The 19,798-nt window shown below is 61.3% G+C and carries 13 protein-coding genes; 6 read left to right on the forward strand and 7 right to left on the reverse strand.

Annotated features, from left to right (window positions below):
- Window positions 1-298: 298 nt before the first annotated feature.
- Window positions 299-985: an OmpW/AlkL family protein gene (locus tag ACQKEN_RS22140; protein WP_427688771.1), complete on the forward strand. Its 687-nt coding sequence runs from the start codon at window positions 299-301 to the stop codon at window positions 983-985.
- Window positions 986-1,051: 66 nt separating this feature from the next.
- Here ACQKEN_RS22140 and ACQKEN_RS22145 read toward each other — a convergent pair whose 3' ends face one another.
- Window positions 1,052-1,981: an NAD-dependent epimerase/dehydratase family protein gene (locus ACQKEN_RS22145; protein WP_427688773.1), complete on the reverse strand. Its 930-nt coding sequence runs from the start codon at window positions 1,979-1,981 to the stop codon at window positions 1,052-1,054.
- A complete protein-coding gene (locus ACQKEN_RS22150; protein ID WP_122624068.1) occupies window positions 1,974-2,858 on the reverse strand; it encodes a sugar nucleotide-binding protein in 885 nt (294 codons plus the stop codon). Before ACQKEN_RS22150 ends, ACQKEN_RS22145 begins: the two co-directional genes overlap by 8 nt.
- Window positions 2,859-3,062: 204 nt before the next feature.
- On the opposite strand from ACQKEN_RS22150, the gene ACQKEN_RS22155 reads away from it, so the two are divergent.
- Complete coding sequence (locus ACQKEN_RS22155; RefSeq protein ID WP_427688775.1) at window positions 3,063-7,376, forward strand: DEAD/DEAH box helicase; 4,314 nt, start codon at window positions 3,063-3,065, stop codon at window positions 7,374-7,376.
- A gap of 263 nt (window positions 7,377-7,639) precedes the next feature.
- Here the strand turns inward: ACQKEN_RS22155 and ACQKEN_RS22160 are convergent, their stop codons facing one another.
- Entirely contained in the window at window positions 7,640-9,802 is a 2,163-nt protein-coding gene (locus tag ACQKEN_RS22160; RefSeq protein ID WP_427688777.1) for a mechanosensitive ion channel family protein, read from the reverse strand.
- A 219-nt stretch (window positions 9,803-10,021) separates the two neighbouring features.
- Here ACQKEN_RS22160 and ACQKEN_RS22165 point away from each other — a divergent pair, with 219 nt between their 5' ends.
- Genes ACQKEN_RS22165 through ACQKEN_RS22175 form a run of 3 tightly spaced genes read left to right on the forward strand, consistent with a single transcriptional unit; the run spans window position 10,022 to window position 13,539 of the window.
- Entirely contained in the window at window positions 10,022-12,376 is a 2,355-nt protein-coding gene (locus tag ACQKEN_RS22165; RefSeq protein ID WP_427688779.1) for an FdhF/YdeP family oxidoreductase, read from the forward strand.
- Between the two features lie 56 nt (window positions 12,377-12,432).
- A complete protein-coding gene (locus ACQKEN_RS22170; RefSeq protein WP_427688781.1) occupies window positions 12,433-13,011 on the forward strand; it encodes a TetR/AcrR family transcriptional regulator in 579 nt (192 codons plus the stop codon).
- Window positions 13,012-13,059: 48 nt separating this feature from the next.
- Entirely contained in the window at window positions 13,060-13,539 is a 480-nt protein-coding gene (locus tag ACQKEN_RS22175; RefSeq protein ID WP_282370165.1) for a DUF1348 family protein, read from the forward strand.
- A 91-nt stretch (window positions 13,540-13,630) separates the two neighbouring features.
- On the opposite strand, the gene ACQKEN_RS22180 is transcribed toward ACQKEN_RS22175, so the two are convergent.
- Together ACQKEN_RS22180 and ACQKEN_RS22185 are read right to left on the reverse strand one after the other, a co-directional pair.
- Complete coding sequence (locus tag ACQKEN_RS22180) at window positions 13,631-14,170, reverse strand: single-stranded DNA-binding protein (protein WP_037017756.1); 540 nt, start codon at window positions 14,168-14,170, stop codon at window positions 13,631-13,633.
- A gap of 9 nt (window positions 14,171-14,179) precedes the next feature.
- A complete protein-coding gene (locus ACQKEN_RS22185; RefSeq protein ID WP_074891760.1) occupies window positions 14,180-15,574 on the reverse strand; it encodes an MFS transporter in 1,395 nt (464 codons plus the stop codon).
- 189 nt (window positions 15,575-15,763) lie between these two features.
- On the opposite strand from ACQKEN_RS22185, the gene uvrA reads away from it, so the two are divergent.
- Window positions 15,764-18,598 carry an excinuclease ABC subunit UvrA gene (gene uvrA / locus ACQKEN_RS22190; protein WP_427688784.1) on the forward strand — a complete coding sequence of 945 codons (2,835 nt, stop codon included), beginning with the start codon at window positions 15,764-15,766 and terminating at the stop codon, window positions 18,596-18,598.
- Window positions 18,599-18,670: 72 nt separating this feature from the next.
- On the opposite strand, the gene bfr is transcribed toward uvrA, so the two are convergent.
- Window positions 18,671-19,135 carry a bacterioferritin gene (bfr, locus tag ACQKEN_RS22195; protein ID WP_122623962.1) on the reverse strand — a complete coding sequence of 155 codons (465 nt, stop codon included), beginning with the start codon at window positions 19,133-19,135 and terminating at the stop codon, window positions 18,671-18,673.
- A gap of 251 nt (window positions 19,136-19,386) precedes the next feature.
- Complete coding sequence (gene rplQ, locus ACQKEN_RS22200) at window positions 19,387-19,704, reverse strand: 50S ribosomal protein L17 (RefSeq protein WP_427688786.1); 318 nt, start codon at window positions 19,702-19,704, stop codon at window positions 19,387-19,389.
- Window positions 19,705-19,798 lie beyond the last annotated feature (94 nt).

Genomic DNA, 19,798 nt, shown 5'->3' on the forward strand with positions numbered 1-19,798 from the left:
ATGAGCCCGATCGGATGCTGATCTGTGAGCCGGCTTGCTGGCGAACCCGGCAGGTCAGCCGATGTTGCAGCGTCTGACTTGGTGCGTTCGCCAGCAAGCCGGCTCCTACGGTGGGTCACGGGTCATCGCCAATTCAAGAGCTTGCCATGTAGGGCCAGTGCATCACGCATGCCCCCCCGCAGCCCGACTCCAATACAACAAGTTGCTTAATCACTTTTTCATTGAGCCAGGTCAAAAACCGCGACCTAGACGCTTCGTAACATACGGCATCTCTTTTTTATGCCCTTACGGAGCCCCCATGCACAAGTACCTGCTCAGCGCGCCCCTGCTCGCGCTTGCACTCGGTATCCCCCTCGCCGCGCAAGCTCACCAGGCCGGTGATTTCATCGTTCGCGCCGGCTCTGCCACGACGGCGCCCAACGAAGAAAGCGGGAATCTGAAGCTCGATGGTGCCAAGGTCCCGGGCACCAAAGCGACGCTGACCAGCGACACCCAACTGGGCCTGACCTTCGCCTACATGCTCACCGATCACGTCGGCCTCGAATTACTCGCGGCAACGCCGTTCCAGCACACCGTCGGGATCAAAGGCCTCGGGCCGGGGCTGGACGGCAAGCTGGCGAACGTGAAACAGCTGCCGCCGACCCTGTCGCTGCAGTACTACCCGATGGACGCGACGTCGAAATTCCAGCCGTACGCCGGTGTCGGCGTGAACTACACCTGGTTCTACGATGAAAACCTGAGCAGCGAACGCAAAGGCCAGGGCATGAACAACCTGCACATCAAGAACTCGTGGGGCTGGGCCGGTCAGATCGGCGCGGACTACATGCTGACGGACAAGATCATGCTCAACGCCGCCGTCTGGTACGTGGACATCGACACCCAAGCCACGCTGGACGGCCCGTCGGCGCTGGGCGTCGGCCGGACCAAAGTGAACGTGGACGTCGATCCGTGGGTGTACATGGTCGGTGTGGGTTACACGTTCTAAGCGCTTGCGCCCGACCGAGCAGGCACAAAAAAGGCACCTCACCGGTGCCTTTTTGCTGTGCGGGTTTCAGCGCCCCAGCAGCCGCGCCAACCCGACTTTCAGCGGCGTCGGCTCGGGCACGTTGAACCGCTCAAGCAGACGTTGATTACTTGCGCGCGAATGCTTGATGTCGCCCGAGCGTGCGGGCAGGTAGCTCACTGGCGGCAGATCCCCGACCACCTCGGCAAGGGCGCCCAACAGCTCGTTCAGCGAAGTCGTCGCGTTCAGCCCGACATTCACCGCGCCCTCTTCCACCGTCGGCATTTCGATGCCCTGCACCACGAGGTCAACCAGGTCCTCGACATAGAAGAAGTCCCGTGTCTGCTCGCCATCGCCGAACACCGCAATCGGCAGACCGTTTACCGCACGCTCTGCGAAGATGCTGATCACGCCGGAGTACGGCGAAGAAGGATCCTGGCGCGGGCCGAAGATGTTGAAGAAGCGGAACACCACAGGCTCGAAACCGTGCTGACGGCGATAGAAATCGAAGTAGTGCTCACCGGCCAATTTGTCCGACGCATACGGGGTCAGCGGTGCTTTCGGCGTGTCTTCGGTAATGGCCTCGCCTTCGCCGTTGTTGCCGTAAACCGCAGCGCTTGAAGCAAACACCACGCGCTTGATGCCGGCCTGACGCATTGCTTCACAGACATTCAGCGTGCCGATGAAATTGCTCTGGTGCGTCTTCACCGGATCATCCACCGAGGCCTGGACCGAAGCGACGGCAGCCAGGTGCGCAACGGCCTGACAACCCAAAGCCGCCCGGGCCACCAGCGCGGCATCCGCCACATCACCTTCGATCAACTCGACGCGCGGGTTGTCCAGCGGCAGGTTGCTGCCCTTGCCGGTGGACAGGTCGTCGAGAATACGCACCGCATAGCCCTTGGCAAGCAGCGCGTCGGTCAGGTGCGAACCGATGAAACCGGCGCCGCCGGTGATGAGGACAGGAGCATCAGACATGGCGGTAATAGCGGTCCAGTAGATTGGGCAAGCCGGCACGCCAGGCGCGTGGCTTGATACCGAAAGTGTGGAGAATTTTCTTGCAGGCGAGCACGGCGTTCTGCGGCTCTTCGCTGGCGTCCGGACGCGCGGCATGGGCCTGCGCAGTCGGCGTTTCGATCGCCAGCGGGCGCAGCAGACGGGCTTCGGTCAACACGGCCTGACCGAATGCCAGTGGCGTGGTCGCTTCGTGGCCGGCGTAGTGATAAGTGCCCCACAACGGCGCGGCGCAATCGAGCTGTTTGAGCACGGAAATGATCACCCTCGCGGCATCGTCGACCGGGGTCGGATTGCCACGACGGTCATCTGCCAGCAGCAATTCGCCGGGGGATTCGGCGCGACTGAGAAAGCGCCCGAGCACACCTTCGGCGCTGTCGTCGAGCAGCCAGCCGAAACGCAGCAGTACATGCTGCGGGCAGGTTGCACGCACGCTTTGCTCGATGCGCCACAAGGCCTGACCACGGGAACCCAGCGGCACGGGCTCGTCCTTTTCGCTGTACGCCGTCGCCCGCGAACCGTCGAACACGCGGTAGCTGGACGGTTGAACGAGGACAATATTGTGGTGCTGGCACAGTTCAGCGAGACGCTCGATGGAGCGTTCCTGATTATCCAGCCTGTCAGCGCTTACCCGCTCCGCCTGAAACCAGTCGAAGTAGTAAGCGAGATTGATCAAGGCATCCGGGCGGGTGTCATCGAGCAGTTGCGTCAGGCTTGCCGCATCCCAACCGTCTTGCGGTGGACGCGGCGCGAGGAATCCGATGTTCTCCTCGGCACCTAGACGAATCAACGCCTGCCCGAGGGCATTCCCGCCGCCCAACAGCATAAGGCGCATTCGCATAGAGTCAGCAGGCTCAGTCTTCAGGTCGATTAAAAATAGGTGAAAAACGTCCGCAAACATAACACGTCGTTGGGCAAGTCCCAACAACGGCGGGCATCCGCGCGTGCGGCCGCCCCTGAAACCCGCCACCGACCACTCGCCCTTGTGTCTTCCCCTGAGCATCTGACCCTTGCATCTACCCGCCGGCGCCCGCATTAATTGCGGATGAACCTTCCCCAGACGCCCGACCCGGTGCTCGACGCCTTTCATCCGGCGGTCAGCGCGTGGTTTCGCTCGACGTTCCCGGCCATTACCGCAGCCCAGGCCCAGGCGTGGCCGCTGATCAAACGCCGCGAGTCAACGTTGATCGCCGCGCCCACCGGCTCCGGGAAAACCCTGACGGCGTTTCTGGCGGTCATCGATGATCTGGTCCATCAAGGGCTGGAGAGGGGCGGCGAGCTGCCGGACGAGACCTTCGTGGTGTACGTTTCGCCCTTGAAAGCGCTGTCCAACGACATCCAGATCAATCTGCAGAACCCGCTGGCGGGCATCACGGATCACCTGATCCAGCAAGGCCTGCCCGGCCTGCGCATCACCACGGCTGTGCGCACCGGTGACACGCCGCAGAAAGAACGCACGGCCATGCGCAAAACCGCGCCGAACATTTTGGTCACGACGCCGGAATCGCTGTACGTGCTGCTGGGCTCCGACTCCGGGCGGCGGATGCTCGCGAGCACCCAGACCGTCATCGTCGATGAGATTCACGCCATCGCGGCCGGCAAGCGCGGCAGTCATCTCGCCCTGACGCTGGAGCGTTTGCAGGCGTTGTGTGCAAAACCGCTGTTGCGCATCGGCCTGTCGGCGACGCAAAAACCCATCGAACGCGTGTCACGTTTTCTAGTAGGCAGCGATCCGGTCAGCCGCCCTTGCGCCATCGTCGACATCGGCCACGCGCGCCCTCGGGATCTGGCTATCGAAGTGCCGCCGGTTGCCCTGAGCGCCGTGATGTCCAGTGACGTCTGGCAACTGGTCTACGACCGGCTCGCGGTGCTGGCGCGTGAACACCGCACCACCCTGATTTTCGTCAACACCCGGCGCCTGGCCGAGCGCATGGCGCGGCATCTGAGTGAGCGTCTCGGTAAAGAGGCGGTCGCCGCCCACCACGGCAGCATGGCCAAAGAGCAACGACTCGACGCCGAACAGCGCCTCAAGCGCGGTGACCTGCAAGTGTTGATCGCCACGGCTTCGCTGGAACTGGGGATCGACATTGGCGACGTCGATCTGGTCTGCCAGATCAGCTCGCCCCGCTCCATCGCCTCCTTTTTGCAGCGCGTGGGCCGCTCCGGTCACCACGTAGGCGGCACACCCAAGGGGCGGCTGTTTGCGGTGTCTCGGGATGATCTGATCGAGTGCGCGGCGCTGCTGGATTGTGTGCGTCGAGGCGAGCTCGACACGCTGGTCATTCCCAAGGCGCCGCTGGATGTGCTGGCGCAGCAGATCATCGCTGAAGTCAGTTGTCAGGAATGGCAGGAGCAAGACTTGCTCGCGCTGTTCCGCAAGGCTTCGCCCTACGCTGACGTCGACGAAGGCCATTATCAGGCGCTGCTGAGCATGCTCGCCGAGGGTTACAGCGGGCGGCAGGGCGTGCGCGCGGCGTACCTGCATCGCGACGCGGTGACCCGCACCTTGCGTGGCCGGCGCGGCAGCAAACTCACGGCGGTCACCAGCGGCGGCACGATTCCGGACAACGCCGATTACAGCGTCGTCCTCGAACCCCAGGCGCTGAACATCGGCACGGTCAACGAAGACTTCGCCGTGGAAAGCGCGGCGGGTGACATCTTCCAGCTGGGCAACACGTCCTACCGGATTCTGCGCATCGAGTCCGGCCGCGTGCGGGTCGAGGACGCCCACGGCATGCCGCCGAACATTCCGTTCTGGATGGGTGAGGCGCCGGGGCGCAGCGATGAGTTGTCTTTTGCCGTCGCCCGTTTACAGGCCGACATCGACGAGCAGCTCTGCGCCCACCCCGGCAATCTCCAGGCCTGTGTGGACTGGCTGATGAAAAGCCTGGGTCTGGACCTCGCCAGCGCCGAGCAGATCATTGAATACCTCGGCCGCGCGCACTCGGCTCTGGGCGCACTGCCGTCCCAGGACACGTTGGTCATTGAGCGCTTTTTCGATCAGTCCGGCGGCACGCAACTGGTGATTCACTCCCCGTTCGGCAGCCGGGTCAATCGCGCGTGGGGTCTGGCGTTGCGCAAGCGCTTCTGCCGCACCTTCAACTTCGAGCTGCAAGCCGCCGCCAGCGAGGACGCCATCGTGCTGTCGTTGTCCACAGCGCACAGCTTTGCGCTCGATGAAGTCTGGCGTTATCTCAACACCGCCACTGCCGAGCATTTGCTGATTCAGGCAGTGCTGGATGCGCCGCTGTTCGGCGTGCGCTGGCGCTGGAACGCCGGTGTCGCATTGGCCCTGCCGCGCTACGCCGGCGGACGAAAAGTGGCGCCGCAGCTGCAACGAATCAAGAGCGATGACCTGATCGCCACGGTTTTTCCGGACCAGATCGCCTGCCTGGAGAATCTGGTGGGCGAGCGCGATGTTCCGGAGCATCCGCTGATCGAGCAGACCCTGGACGACTGCCTGCACGAAGCCATGGACGCCGAAGGCTGGCTGAAACTGCTGCGGCGCATGGAAAACGGCGAAGTGCGCCTGATCAGTCGCGATCTGCCCGCGCCCTCGCCGCTGGCGGCGGAAATCCTCAACGCCAAGCCGTATGCGTTTCTCGACAACGCGCCGCTGGAAGAGCGTCGCACCCAGGCGGTGCTCAATCGGCGCTGGAGCGACCCGGAATCCACCGACGATCTCGGCGCGCTGGATGTCGATGCGATCAAAGCGGTGGCCGATGAAGCCTGGCCGCAGCCGCAAAACGTGGATGAGATGCACGAGGCGCTGATGAGCCTGGGCTGCATCACCGGCGTTGAGGCCCGCGAGCACGGCGACTGGATGAAATGGCTGGAGAGCCTCGCGCGCTCCGGTCGCGGCACGCGCTTGCAGGTCACCCCTGAGCAGGCATTGTGGATTCCGCTGGAGCGGCTGACCTGTTTGCAGGCGATCTATCCCGCCGCCGAAATGCACCCGCCGTTGGCAGCGTTGGCCGGGTTCGATGAAGCGTGGAGCGAGGAAGAAGCGCGCGTCGAAATCGTGCGGGCGCGGCTTGGCGGCTTCGGCCCGCTCACGGTCGCTGCCATCGCCGAGCCGTTGGCGCTGACACAGAACGAGGTCGCTCAGGCACTGGCGCAGCTGGAGAACGAAGGTTACGTGCTGCGCGGCCAGTTCAGCCCTGACGCCCGCGAGGAACAGTGGTGCGAGCGGCATCTGCTGTCGCGCATCCATCGTTACACGGTCAAACGCCTGCGCCGGGAAATCGAGCCGGTGTCGCTGCAGGATTTCACGCGTTTTCTGTTCGACTGGCAGCATCTGTCTGTCACGACCCAGAGTCAGGGCAAAGCCGCGCTGCCGGAAGTCGTTGCGCAACTGGAAGGTTTTTCGTCAGCCGCGGGCGCGTGGGACAGTGATCTGCTTCCGGCTCGCTTGAAGGACTATTCATCAATCTGGCTGGATGACCTGTGTCGGTCCGGCAAGGTGGTATGGATGCGTCTGACCAGTCGCAACAAGGTTGGCAGCGCTGCGTTGCGCAGTACGCCGATTGTGCTGCTGCCGCGACCGCAGGTTCGCCTGTGGACCGGGCTGACCGAACAGCCGGCGCCGACCGAGTTATCACTGCGCGCGCAGAAGGTTCATGAGGTGTTGTCGAGCCAGGGCGCGATGTTTTTCGACGAGCTGACCGGCGAAGCGCACTTGCTGCGGGCTGAACTGGAAACAGCGCTGCAGGAGTTGGTGGGCGCCGGGCTGGTCAATGCCGACAGTTTCGCCGGGCTGCGGGCACTGATCACCCCGGCGAGCAAACGCGCCAGCCACACCAGTCGACGTAACCGCGGCGCGTTCATTGGCGGCATGGACGATGCCGGGCGCTGGGCGCTGTTGCGTCGCGCGCCGGCGAAGGAAGACGGCGCGCCGCAACGGATCGACAGCGACACGCTAGAGCATGTCGCCATGACCTTGCTGCGCCGATACGGCGTGGTGTTCTGGCGCCTGCTGGAGCGCGAGGCGGACTGGCTGCCGACGTGGCGCGAGCTGCTGCGCACGTTCCACCGGCTTGAAGCGCGCGGAGAGATTCGGGGCGGACGCTTTGTGGCAGGGCTGGCTGGTGAGCAGTTCGCGTTGCCCGAAGCCATCCCGCTATTGCGCGAAGTCCGCAATCGCCCGCTGGACGGCAGCCTGATTGCCGTCAGTGGAGTCGACCCGCTCAACCTCGCCGGGACCCTGCTGCCCGGCGCGAAAGTCCCGGCGATTGTGGGCAACAAACTGGTTTACCGCGACGGCATCCCCATCGCCGCCATCATCGCCGGCAAGCCGCAATACTGGGGCGAAGTGGATGAGGCGCTGATGTTGCAGGTGCGCGACCGATTGTTCAGGTAGGCCGCAGCCAATCGCTGGGGAGCGGCTTGCTGGCGAAGGCGGTGTCCCGGCCAAACACGATGTTGGATGTACTGACGCCTTCGCGGGCAAGCGCGCTCCTACAGGGGCTTTACGTCGTTCCATGGATCGTGGTTAATCCCAATCCGTAGGAGCCGGCTTGCTGGCGAACCCTGCAGGTCTGACACCGATGCAGGGCCTGACCGGAAGCTTTCGCCAGCAAGCCGGCTCCTACAATTTCGAGCTCGCGCCAGCTGCCCAGTATGTCAAACCGGGCTTTCGGACCCGTCCTTGTTCACCACGGATGTCTTGCCAGGCAGCGCCCGTTGCTCGGCTCCCTCTTCGCCCCCCTCGCCTTCAGGCGCCTGACGATTGTGCGGGCTCATTATCAGTTGTGGATAAGTTTGCGCGAATCGCACGTCAGCCGACTTATCCACAAGCCGCTTGAGCCGATCGTTGAACGCACGGCTCACCGCATACTGCCCGCCCGATGACGTACGGAACTGCGCGGTGATGACGATCCCGTTCATGTCCATGCGGTCCAGCCCGAACACTTCCAGCGGGCCCTGCAGTTTGCTCGCCAGCAGCAAATCGTCACTGATCGACTGCCCGGCTTCACGAATCAACGAGGTCGCCGCGTCCACGTCCGTGTCGTAGGTGAACTGGAACGAGAAGAATGCGTAAGCGAACTGCCGGGACTGGTTAGTGACGGCCTTGATTTGCCCGAACGGCACCGAATGCACGAAGCCCTTGCCGTCGCGCAGACGCAGGGTGCGGATCGTCAGGCTCTCGACCGTACCGGCATGACCTGAATCCAGCACCACCCAGTCGCCGATGGAAATGGTGTCCTCGATGATGATGAACAGTCCGGTAATGACGTCCTGCACCAACTGCTGCGAACCGAAACCGATCGCCAGACCGACAACCCCGGCACCGGCCAGCAGTGGCGCGACGTTGATGCCCAGGTTCGCCATGGTCGTGATGGTGCAGATCACCACGAGGATGATCTTCATCGCGTTGCGCAGCAGCGGCAGGATGGTTTTCACCCGCGTGCTCGGCTGACGCGAGGAACGCGCATTCGCCGGCGGTTTCAGGGCTTCCTGAATAGCCGTGTCCATCACCACCCACAGCAGCCAGGTCACCAGCAGGATCAGACCGATGCTGCTCAGGGAATCGCTGATCACTTTGCCCAGCGCATTGCGTTGGGCAAATTCAAACAGCGAGAAACCCCAGATCCGGCCCAGCAACTCGATGAAGCCAATCGCCAGCGCGATACGCATCACTGCGTGCAACAGGCTCAGCAGACGCTCCTTGTAAACACTGTCGGTCCGCGCCTCGGTGGGCTTGAACATGTGCTGGAACAAGGTGCTGAGAAACACCGCGCCAATCAACAGCACCGTCGTCAGCAATGCACAACGCAAGGCTTCCTGGCTGCCTTCGCCGGCGCCGATCAGGTTCACCGCCGAGACCAGAATCATCAGCAGGATCGGCAAGTGCCACAGGCTGGAGAAAATCTTCAGCGTCTGTTGCACCGCTGGCCTCGCCAGCCGCGCGCCTAGCGAGCGGTTGCGGATCAGATGCGCGATCGGCCGGCGCATGCGGATGACCACCATGCCAAACATGACCGACGCCATCAGCCCGGTGAACGCCGCGATGCTGGTGGTCACGTTGCCGCCGAACAGCCTGGCAATCTGCGGGCTGGTCAACGCGTCGCTCAACGCCGCGAGAAAACCAATGATGAATAACGGGTGTGGCGCGTAGTGACGAATGATGCGCACCGCCGGCCGTTTGTGGCCCGAGTTGAACAGCACGATCAGCGACAACAGCACCGAGGTGGAGAAAATCCCGCTGCTGGTCGAATAAGCCAGACACAGCGCCAGCGCGCGGCCCACCGACGTCGGCATGAAGTGACTGACGTACAGCGTCAGCGGCAGACAGATGAGTGCCGGCACCATGTATGGCAGCACATAGCCCAGCACCCCGACCACGCGACCGCGGCGGATCAAAAACCGGTGCCGTGATAACCGGGTCACGAGAAACGCGCCGATGCGGTTGAGCAGCAGGAATGCCACCGCCCACACCAGAGAAAGCATCACGAAATCGCCGGCGATCCGCCAGGCTGACCGCGACTGTGGTTTGTTGACCAGCGCGTCGATCTCGTCGGCGGCGCGGTCGGCCCGCAGGCGCCAGGAGTCGAGCAAGTGGCCATCCACATCGAGCTTGTCTTGCACGCTGTCGATGCTGGAACTGATGGCGCCGAGCAGTCCGCCTTTGACCAGAATCTCCGCTTTGGCAGGATCCTCCGGCGCCGGGTCGGCAGTTGCCGCAGCGGGAGCGGTGGTTGCGGCGGGTGCGTCGGCGGCTTGAACATTGACGCTGCAAACGCTTAACAGCAGGCAAAGCAACAGAAAGGGTTTGAAATTCGGCAAAACGCGAGTCACTCCTTCGGTCAGAGAACCGTGGAAAAATCGGCCCTCTGGAACTGATCGAATTTCATCCGGCAAGTTCGTTTCCGGCACGCAATCGTCATGTTGGCCGTTGACGGCCGCCTCACCGAGAAATGTAACGAACCTTTACCGAGCCGCTTCGTCGTAGCCTTAACGAGGGCGACTGTCTCCAGTGCGCCCGCTCCGCCGAGGATCAACTCCATGTCACTCATCCATCCCAAAGCTCATTTCCGTCCCTACACGTCCGCCGCCGGCGGTTGGGGCTCGGCGAAGTCGGTGATGGAGATCCTCTGGCGCGAGCAGGCGCCGATCCGCGCGGGGCTGCCGCTGATCAAGCAGAACAAGCCGGGCGGGTTTGCCTGCGTCAGCTGCGCATGGGCCAAGCCCGGCAAACCCCACAGCCTCGAGTTCTGCGAAAACGGCGCGAAGGCCACGGCCTGGGAGCTGACGTCGCGCAAGACCGACCCGGCCTTTTTCGCCCGTCACACCCTCACCGAGCTGCGCCAGTGGCCCGATTATGACCTTGAGCAACAGGGTCGCCTCACGCACCCCATGCGTTATAACGCGGCGACCGATCGCTACCAGGAAACCACGTGGGAGGAAGCCTACCGTGACATTGGTGGGCAGCTGAAAAGCATGACGCCCGACAGCGTGGTTTTTTATGCGTCGGGCCGGGCCTCGCTGGAAACGTCGTTCATGTACCAGCTCATCGCCCGCGCCTACGGCAACAACAATCTGCCCGACAGCTCGAACATGTGCCACGAGAGCACCTCGGTCGGCTTGCAGGAAAGTATCGGCGTACCGGTAGGCACGGTGACGCTGGATGACTTCGAACACACCGATTGCATCCTGTTTTTCGGCCAGAACGTAGGCAGCAACAGCCCACGGATGCTGCATCAACTGCGTGAAGCCCGGCAGCGTGACGTGCCGATCATCACGTTCAATCCGATCCGCGAGCGCGGTCTCGAACGCTTCGTCAATCCGCAGTCCCCCGTGGAGATGCTCGGGCCGAAGTCGACCGTCATCAGCACGCAATATCACCAGTTGGCGATTGGCGGCGACACGGCGGTTGTGCTGGGCATCGCAAAATCGCTCTTTGAAATGGACGAGGCGGCGTTGGCTAAGGGACAGCCCGGGATCATCGATCAGGCGTTCATTGCCCAACACACCGAGGGATTCGCTGAGTTCTGCAACTGCGCGCTCGAAACGCCGTGGGAAACTATCGAGCGTCAGGCAGGACTCAGCCGCAGTGCGCTGGAGGCTGTAGCGACGGTGTACGCCAGACACGAGCGCGTGATGCTGGTTTACGGGATGGGCATCACACAGCACCGGCGCGGCGTGACCAACGTGCAAATGCTGGTGAATCTGCTCCTGCTACGCGGCAACATCGGCAAGCGCGGCGCCGGGATTTGTCCAGTGCGCGGTCACTCCAACGTGCAGGGGCAGCGCACGGTCGGCATTACCGAAGACCCGAAAAAAATTCCTGTGGATAAGATTGAGGCGCTTTATGGCTTCACGATCCCTACGAAAAAAGGCTTGAACACCGTTGAGACCTGCGAAGGACTGCTGGACGGGAGCGTGCGCGGGTTCATCGGACTCGGCGGGAATTTTCTACGGGCGATCCCGGATACGTCCCGCATGGAGCCGGCGTGGAACACGTTGGACCTGAACGTCCAGATCGCAACCAAGCTGAACCGCACGCATCTGGTCCCGGGTAAAAACGCCTGGGTATTGCCCTGCCTCGGGCGCATCGAAAAGGATGTGCAAAACGGCGTCGAGCAGGTTTACACCACTGAAGACAGTACCGGCTGCGTGCGGGCCTGGCAGGGTAACAGCGAACCGGCCAGCGCCCACGCCCGCGCCGAAATCGCCATTCTCGCTGGCATCGCCGAGGCAGCATTACCCGGGGCCACCCGAATCGATTGGGACGCCTGGCGCCGCGATTACAAGCTGATTCGTCAGGGCATCGCTCAGGTCTATCCCGAAATTTTCCACGACATGGAAACCCGCATGTGGGAAACCGGCGGTTTTCATCGACCCATTGCCGCAGCAAAGCGTGAATGGAAAACCGAGAGCGGCCGAGCGATGTTCATCACGCCCGAGCTGCTGGAAGAAGACGATGACGTGTACCCGAATCACACTCGCCGCGATGTGCTGCAGCTGATGACGTTGCGCAGCAATGACCAGTTCAACACCACGATCTACGGCTACGAAGATCGCTTCCGTGGTGTCAGCGGCACGCGCGCGGTCATCTTCATGAACCGCAACGATGTTCTGCGACTGGGCTTCAAACCGGGAGACTGGGTCAACGTTACTACCGCCATCGAGCCGCAGGTCAGGCGTTCTGTAGGGCCGTTGCAGATCATTGCCTATGACATACCCGAGAACTGCTGCGCGGCGTATTACCCCGAGTGCAATCCACTCGTTCCGCTGTGGCACCACGCTGAACGGAGCAAGGTGCCTGCGGCTAAATCCATCCCCGTTACGCTGGCCAAGGCCTCACCCGGCGCAGACGATTTGAAACGTGCGCTGCCGGAATCCGATCAGGTGCGTTGACCTGTTTTTGAATGAGTGGCTTGACGCGGGAGAACGCACGTTCTACCTTCTGCGTCATGAACACATCAACGACCAACACCCGCGAGAAAATCCTCGCGACCGCCGAACGGCTCATCTACCAGAACGGCATCCAGGCCACGGGCATGGACCTTCTGGTGAAGACGTCGGGCGTCGCGAGGAAGAGCATCTATCGCTACTTCGCCACCAAAGACGACGTCGCGGCTGCGGCACTCAACGCCCGCGACGTGCGCTGGATGGACTGGTTCCGGACTGAATCCGACAAGGCCGATACCCCTGAAGCGCGCATTCTGAATATGTTTGACGTGCTCAAGGGCTGGTTCGAGTCCGAAGGTTTTCGCGGCTGCGCATTTATCAATACGGCAGGCGAAGTCGGCGACCCGCAGGACCCCATTCGTCTGATCGCCAAACTGCACAAACAGAAGCTGCTGGACTACACGCTGGAGCTCTGCGAGCAGCTCGGGATTGCCGATCCGCAAGTATTGGCCAAACAGCTGCTCATCCTCATGGAAGGCGCGATCACCGTTGCCCGCGTCATGGGTGACTACAGCGCTGCAGAGAGTGCCAAGGCTGTTGCGCAGTTGATGCTTGAACAGCACTCGCGCTCCAGCTCCTAGCCACAAACGTCCCACCCACCGCCGAATCATCACCGCCTGGAGGTCCCTATGTCGTCCAATGCCCAGACTCGCCCGCCACTTCCCCCTTTCACCCGAGAGTCCGCCATCGAAAAGGTTCGCCTGGCGGAAGATGGCTGGAACAGCCGGGATGCTGAAAAGGTCTCGTTGGCCTACACGCTCGACACTAAATGGCGCAACCGCGCAGACTTTGCCGAGAACCGTGAAGAGGCAAAAAATTTCCTGATCCGCAAGTGGAACAAGGAGCTCGACTACCGCCTGATCAAAGAGCTTTGGGCGTTCACCGATAACCGCATCGCGGTCCGTTACGCCTACGAATGGCACGACGACTCAGGTAACTGGTTCCGCTCGTACGGCAACGAGAATTGGGAATTCAATGAAGACGGCTTGATGGCGCGACGTTTCGCCTGCATCAATGACATGCCGATCAAAGAAGCAGATCGCAAGTTTCACTGGCCGCTGGGCCGCCGTCCTGACGATCATCCCGGGCTGTCGGATCTGGGTCTGTAATCCTCGAACGCGACCCAAAACAAAGCCCCCGACAGCTGAGCTGTGCGGGGGCTTTTGTTTGCGGCGTTATCGAGTTCGGGTAGCGCGCTGCTTAGAACGGGATATCGTCGTCGAAGCTGTCGAAATCAGGCGCTGGCTGCGGCGCTTGTTGCGGCGCAGGACGCGATTCACGCTGTGGCTGAGGAGCGGACTGCTGCGGGCGTGCCTGTTGCTGCGGACGCGGCGCGGAGTTCTGGGAGTTCTGATAACCGCCACCACCCTGGCCCTGAGGGGCGCCATCGCCTTGAGGACGGCCACCGAGCAACTGCATGGTGCCTTGCATGTCCACGACGATTTCAGTCGTGTAACGCTTGATGCCGTCTTTTTCCCATTCGCGGGTCTGCAGCTTGCCTTCGATGTACACCTGCGAACCCTTGCGCAGGTACTCGCCGGCGATTTCCGCAACCTTGCCGAACATCGAAACGCGGTGCCATTCGGTCTTCTCGACCTTCTGACCGGTTTGCTTGTCGGTCCACTGTTCGCTTGTTGCCAGACTCAGGTTGGTCACGGCATTACCGTTAGGCATGTAGCGGACTTCGGGATCCTGGCCGCACGTGCCGACCAATATGACTTTGTTTACCCCACGGGCCATAACGTTCTCCTAGGCTTCACACGTTTCCGACGCTGGATTGACCACTTCGTCGAAAGACGCCCGATCCAACAGTTCTTTGTCAAATTTGATATAGATGGCAGCCTCGTCGGCAACCACTACTGCATCTGTTACTCCGCGTACGGCCAACACGCGATCGGCAAGGCCTGTGTCGCGTTGAGCCTCGGGCGACAACGGCAAGCGAAGGCTGGTTACGTAGGGAGGTTCGCGCATGGTAACAGCAAACGCCAGCCAGATGGCGGCCAGCCCGGCGCCGCCGAGGAACACCACATCCAGTCCGCCATGCTGGAAAAGCCACCCACCGAGAATGCCCCCCGCCGCCGAACCCAGGAACTGACTGGTGGAATAAATCCCCATCGCCGTGCCCTTCCCGCCCGCCGGAGATACCTTGCTGATCAGCGACGGCAGCGACGCTTCAAGCAGATTGAATGCGGTGAAAAAGACCACGGTACCGATGACCAACGCTCGCAGCGTGTCGCCGAACTCCCAGAAGAATAGCTCAGTGAGCATCAGCACCAGCACGGCGCCGAGCAAAACGCGCTTCATCTGACGCTTCTTTTCGCCGTAGATGATGAAGGGGATCATCGCGAAGAAGGAAATCAGCAGCGCAGTCAGATACACCCACCAGTGCTGCTCTTTGGGCAGGCCGGCTTTTTCGACCAGCGCCAGCGGCAATGCCACGAAACTGGACATCAGCATGGCGTGCAACGCGAAGATACCCAAATCCAGGCGCAACAGGTCGGGGTGACGGAGCGTTGCGCCCAATGCCTGTCGCGCCAGACCGGATTCACGGTGCTGCAGCGTCACCGTGGATTTGGGCACGACGAAGGCAACGATCGCCACGCCAACCAGCGCCATGGCGCCGGTCGCCAGAAACAGCCCGGACAATCCAAATGCACTGGTCAGAATGGGGCCGACCACCATTGCCACGGCGAACGACACGCCAATCGTCATGCCGATCATCGCCATGGCTTTGGTGCGATGCTGCTCACGGGTCAGATCGGACAGCAAGGCCATGACCGCAGCGGAGATGGCACCCGCGCCTTGCAGGACCCGACCGGCGATCACGCCCCAGATCGAGGTGGACTGGGCCGCCAGGACGCTGCCGAGCGCGAACACGATCAGCCCCAGATAAATGACGGGGCGACGGCCGATGCGATCGGAGATGATGCCAAACGGAATCTGCAACACCGCTTGCGTCAGGCCGTAAGCGCCGATCGCCAGACCGATGAGCGCCGGGCTCGCGCCGGCCAGGTCCATCCCGTAAGTGGCGAGGACGGGCAGCACCATGAACATGCCAAGCATACGGAAGGCGAACACCAGCGCCAGCCCGCCCGCCGCGCGGGTTTCGCTGCCGCTCATGCGCTCGCTGTGAGAATCGTGCATGAAGAAACCTCGTATGAACCGGCGGCGATTCTACCAGTCCCATCGTGTAGAGCACATACGACGGTTTGCCGCGCATCGCAGGAATATTCTTTTTTCCGAGTGAGGCGGCGCGATCCTCAACAGTGTGTATCCATCCAGTATTTCCCCGTATACTTCCACGTTTTACACGCCCGCCGTGCGAGGCCAGCTTTGGACAAGATCTTGATTCGTGGGGCTCGAACCCACAACCTGAAGAACATCGACCTGACCCTTCCACGCGACAAGCTGATCGTCATCACCGGATTGTCCGGCTCAGGAAAATCGTCCCTGGCGTTCGATACGCTCTACGCCGAGGGCCAGCGCCGCTACGTCGAATCGCTGTCCGCCTACGCGCGTCAGTTTCTGTCGATGATGGAGAAGCCGGACGTCGACACGATTGAAGGCCTGTCGCCGGCCATTTCCATCGAGCAGAAGTCCACGTCCCACAACCCGCGCTCGACAGTGGGCACCATCACCGAAATCTACGACTACCTGCGTCTGCTGTATGCGCGTGTCGGTCAGCCGCGCTGCCCGGATCACGACATTCCTTTGGAAGCGCAAACCGTCAGCCAGATGGTCGACCTGGTCTTGGCGCAGCCCGAAGGCGCCAAGCTGATGCTGCTTGCCCCGGTGGTACGGGAGCGTAAAGGCGAGCACCTGGCGATTTTTGAAGAGCTGCGCGCTCAGGGTTTTGTACGCGCTCGGGTGAATGGCCGACTGTGCGAACTGGACGAGCTGCCGAAGCTCGACAAGCAGAAGAAGCATTCGATCGATGTCGTGGTTGACCGCTTCAAGGTGCGGTCGGACCTGCAACAGCGCTTGGCCGAATCGTTCGAAACCGCGCTCAAGCTGGCAGACGGCATTGCGCTGGTCGCGCCCATGGACGATGAGCCAGGCGAAGAGATCATTTTCTCCGCCCGCTTCGCTTGCCCGATCTGCGGACACGCGATCAGCGAGCTGGAGCCAAAGCTGTTCTCGTTCAACAACCCCGCCGGCGCATGCCCGACCTGCGACGGGCTGGGCGTGAAGCAATTCTTCGACACCAAGCGTCTGGTCAATGGCGAACTGACGCTGGCAGAAGGGGCGATTCGTGGCTGGGACAGGCGAAACGTCTATTACTTCCAGATGCTCGGCTCGCTGGCGAAGCATTACGGCTTCAGCCTCGAGGTGCCGTTCAAGGAACTGCCTGCCGATCTGCAGAAGGTCCTGCTGGGCGGCAGCGGCAAGGACAGCGTTGATTTCCGTTATCTGAACGATCGAGGCGACATCGTCAAACGTGCGCACCCGTTCGAAGGCATCGTTCCCAATCTGGAGCGCCGCTACCGGGAAACCGAATCGACCACGGTTCGCGAGGAGCTGGCGAAGTTTCTCAGCACGCAGCCTTGCCCCGAATGCCGTGGCACGCGCCTGCGCCGTGAGGCCCGTCACGTTTGGGTCGGCGAGAAGACACTTCCTGCCGTTACCAACATGCCAATTGGCGACGCTACTCATTATTTTGGTGAGCTGAAGCTCACGGGCCGTCGCGGTGAAATCGCAGACAAGATTCTCAAGGAAATTCGTGAGCGCCTGCAGTTCCTCGTCAACGTCGGGCTGGACTATCTGACACTGGACCGGAGCGCCGATACGCTCTCCGGCGGCGAGGCGCAGCGGATTCGTCTGGCCAGCCAGATCGGTGCCGGCCTCGTCGGCGTGATGTACATCCTCGATGAGCCTTCAATCGGCCTGCATCAGCGTGATAATGATCGGCTGCTCGACACGTTGCGGCACCTGCGAGACATCGGCAATACGGTCATCGTGGTTGAACACGACGAGGACGCCATCCGGCTGGCCGACTATGTGGTCGACATCGGTCCGGGTGCGGGCGTGCATGGCGGCCAGATCGTTGCGGAGGGCACGCCACAGGAGGTGATGGATCATCCGGATTCGTTGACGGGCAAATACCTGTCGGGCCGCGTGAAGATCGCCGTCCCTGCCAAGCGGACGCCTCGCAACAAAAAGCTGTCGCTCAAACTTAAAGGCGCGCGCGGCAACAACTTGCGCAACGTCGATCTGGAAATTCCAATCGGATTGCTGACCTGCGTGACAGGTGTATCGGGTTCGGGCAAGTCGACGCTGATCAACAACACACTGTTTCCGCTCAGCGCCACAGCCCTCAATGGCGCTACGACGCTTGAGGCGTCGGCACACGACAGCATTGACGGCCTGCAGCACCTGGACAAAGTCGTGGATATTGACCAGAGCCCTATCGGGCGTACACCACGGTCAAACCCAGCGACGTATACCGGTCTGTTCACGCCGATCCGTGAATTGTTCGCCGGCGTGCCCGAATCGAGATCTCGTGGCTACGGGCCTGGCCGGTTCTCCTTCAACGTCAAGGGCGGTCGCTGCGAGGCGTGCCAGGGCGACGGTCTGATCAAGGTAGAGATGCATTTCCTGCCTGACATCTACGTCCCTTGCGATGTGTGCAAGAGCAAGCGATACAACCGTGAGACGCTTGAGGTGAAGTACAAGGGCAAAAACGTCCACGAGGTTCTGGAAATGACGATCGAGGAGGCAAGGACGTTCTTCGACGCCGTGCCTGCCCTTGCCCGGAAGCTGCAGACGTTGATGGATGTGGGCCTGTCCTACATCAAGCTGGGCCAATCGGCGACCACGCTTTCAGGTGGTGAAGCGCAGCGGGTGAAGCTGTCGCGCGAACTCTCCAAGCGTGACACCGGCAAGACCCTGTACATCCTCGATGAGCCCACCACGGGTCTCCACTTTGCGGATATCCAGCAATTGCTGGACGTCTTGCACCGCCTCCGCGACCACGGCAACACGGTCGTTGTGATCGAGCACAACCTGGATGTGATCAAGACCGCCGATTGGCTGGTCGACCTGGGCCCTGAAGGGGGTTCGAAAGGCGGGCAGATCATCGCGACCGGCACGCCAGAACAGGTGGCGGACATGAAACAGTCCTATACCGGCCATTACTTGAAGCCGCTTCTGGAGCGTGATCGCGCTTGATTGCATGGCCTTAACAAAAAGCCCCTGACGCGATATGCGGCAGGGGCTTTTTTGTAACGACTGTCTCAGTACTTAGAACTGGGACTGGAGGTAATTCTCGAGACCAATGGATTTGATCAGTCCCAGCTGCTTTTCAAGCCAGTAGGTGTGGTCTTCTTCCGTGTCGGCGAGCTGAATGCGGAGGATGTCACGGCTGACGTAATCTCTGTGTTGCTCACAGAGCGCAATACCTTTGCACAGTGCGGCTCGCACCTTGTACTCAAGACGAAGGTCACTGGCGAGCATCTCAGGTACCGTGGTGCCCACGTCGAGATCGTCAGGACGCATGCGGGGAGTGCCTTCGAGCATCAGAATCCGGCGCATCAACGCATCAGCGTGTTGTGCCTCTTCTTCCATCTCGTGATTGATGCGTTCATACAGCTTGCTGAAACCCCAATCTTCGTACATCCGCGAGTGGACAAAATACTGGTCGCGCGCAGCCAGTTCGCCAGTCAGCAGCGTGTTGAGGTAATCAATTACATCCGGGTGGCCTTGCATCGCCGTCCATCTCCTCGTGAAAGGCGTTAGTTTGAACCAACCGGACTGGTTGGTCACCCCGCGGGACGTCAAATAAACACAGAAATCCGGCGAAATTCGGACATTTGGTATCGAAAAGGCGGGTAAATGAGGAAGGTTCCGTTTAGCACTTAGAATCAGCTCGTTCTAGGAGCAATTCAGGCTTTAGAGTTGCTATTAGCGGGCAACAAAAAACCGGGCACTGGGCCCGGTTCTTTGTAATGACTGATGTCTTATTCAGCGGCTTCTACAGAGCCACCGACAGGACGATCAACCAGTTCGACGTACGCCATTGGCGCGTTGTCGCCAGCGCGGAAGCCGCACTTGAGGATGCGCAGGTAGCCACCCTCACGAGTTGCATAACGCTTGCCCAGATCGTTGAACAGTTTACCGACCATTTCTTTCGAACGGGTGCGGTCAAATGCCAGACGACGGTTAGCAACGCTGTCAATCTTGGCCAAAGTGATCAGCGGCTCAGCAACGCGACGCAGTTCTTTGGCTTTCGGCAGGGTAGTTTTGATCAGCTCGTGCTCGAACAGCGACACCGCCATGTTTTTCTTCCCGGATATCCTGGGTGTTGCTTGTTGTTATGCGTTGCTGACTCCTCGAAGTTCTTGAAGAGCGGCGAAACGCTCCATCGCGCGT

This window comes from Pseudomonas sp. NPDC078416 (assembly GCF_050268485.1).
In the GTDB taxonomy this organism is placed as follows: domain Bacteria; phylum Pseudomonadota; class Gammaproteobacteria; order Pseudomonadales; family Pseudomonadaceae; genus Aquipseudomonas.

Coding starts and splice junctions, on each gene's coding strand:
- ACQKEN_RS22140 (WP_427688771.1), top strand. CDS start 299: ATGCACAAGTACCTGCTCAGCGCGCCCCTGCTCGCGCTTGCACTCGGT.
- ACQKEN_RS22145 (WP_427688773.1), bottom strand. CDS start 1,981: ATGTCTGATGCTCCTGTCCTCATCACCGGCGGCGCCGGTTTCATCGGT.
- ACQKEN_RS22150 (WP_122624068.1), bottom strand. CDS start 2,858: ATGCGAATGCGCCTTATGCTGTTGGGCGGCGGGAATGCCCTCGGGCAG.
- ACQKEN_RS22155 (WP_427688775.1), top strand. CDS start 3,063: ATGAACCTTCCCCAGACGCCCGACCCGGTGCTCGACGCCTTTCATCCG.
- ACQKEN_RS22165 (WP_427688779.1), top strand. CDS start 10,022: ATGTCACTCATCCATCCCAAAGCTCATTTCCGTCCCTACACGTCCGCC.
- ACQKEN_RS22170 (WP_427688781.1), top strand. CDS start 12,433: ATGAACACATCAACGACCAACACCCGCGAGAAAATCCTCGCGACCGCC.
- ACQKEN_RS22175 (WP_282370165.1), top strand. CDS start 13,060: ATGTCGTCCAATGCCCAGACTCGCCCGCCACTTCCCCCTTTCACCCGA.
- ACQKEN_RS22180 (WP_037017756.1), bottom strand. CDS start 14,170: ATGGCCCGTGGGGTAAACAAAGTCATATTGGTCGGCACGTGCGGCCAG.
- ACQKEN_RS22185 (WP_074891760.1), bottom strand. CDS start 15,574: ATGCACGATTCTCACAGCGAGCGCATGAGCGGCAGCGAAACCCGCGCG.
- bfr (WP_122623962.1), bottom strand. CDS start 19,135: ATGCAAGGCCACCCGGATGTAATTGATTACCTCAACACGCTGCTGACT.
- rplQ (WP_427688786.1), bottom strand. CDS start 19,704: ATGGCGGTGTCGCTGTTCGAGCACGAGCTGATCAAAACTACCCTGCCG.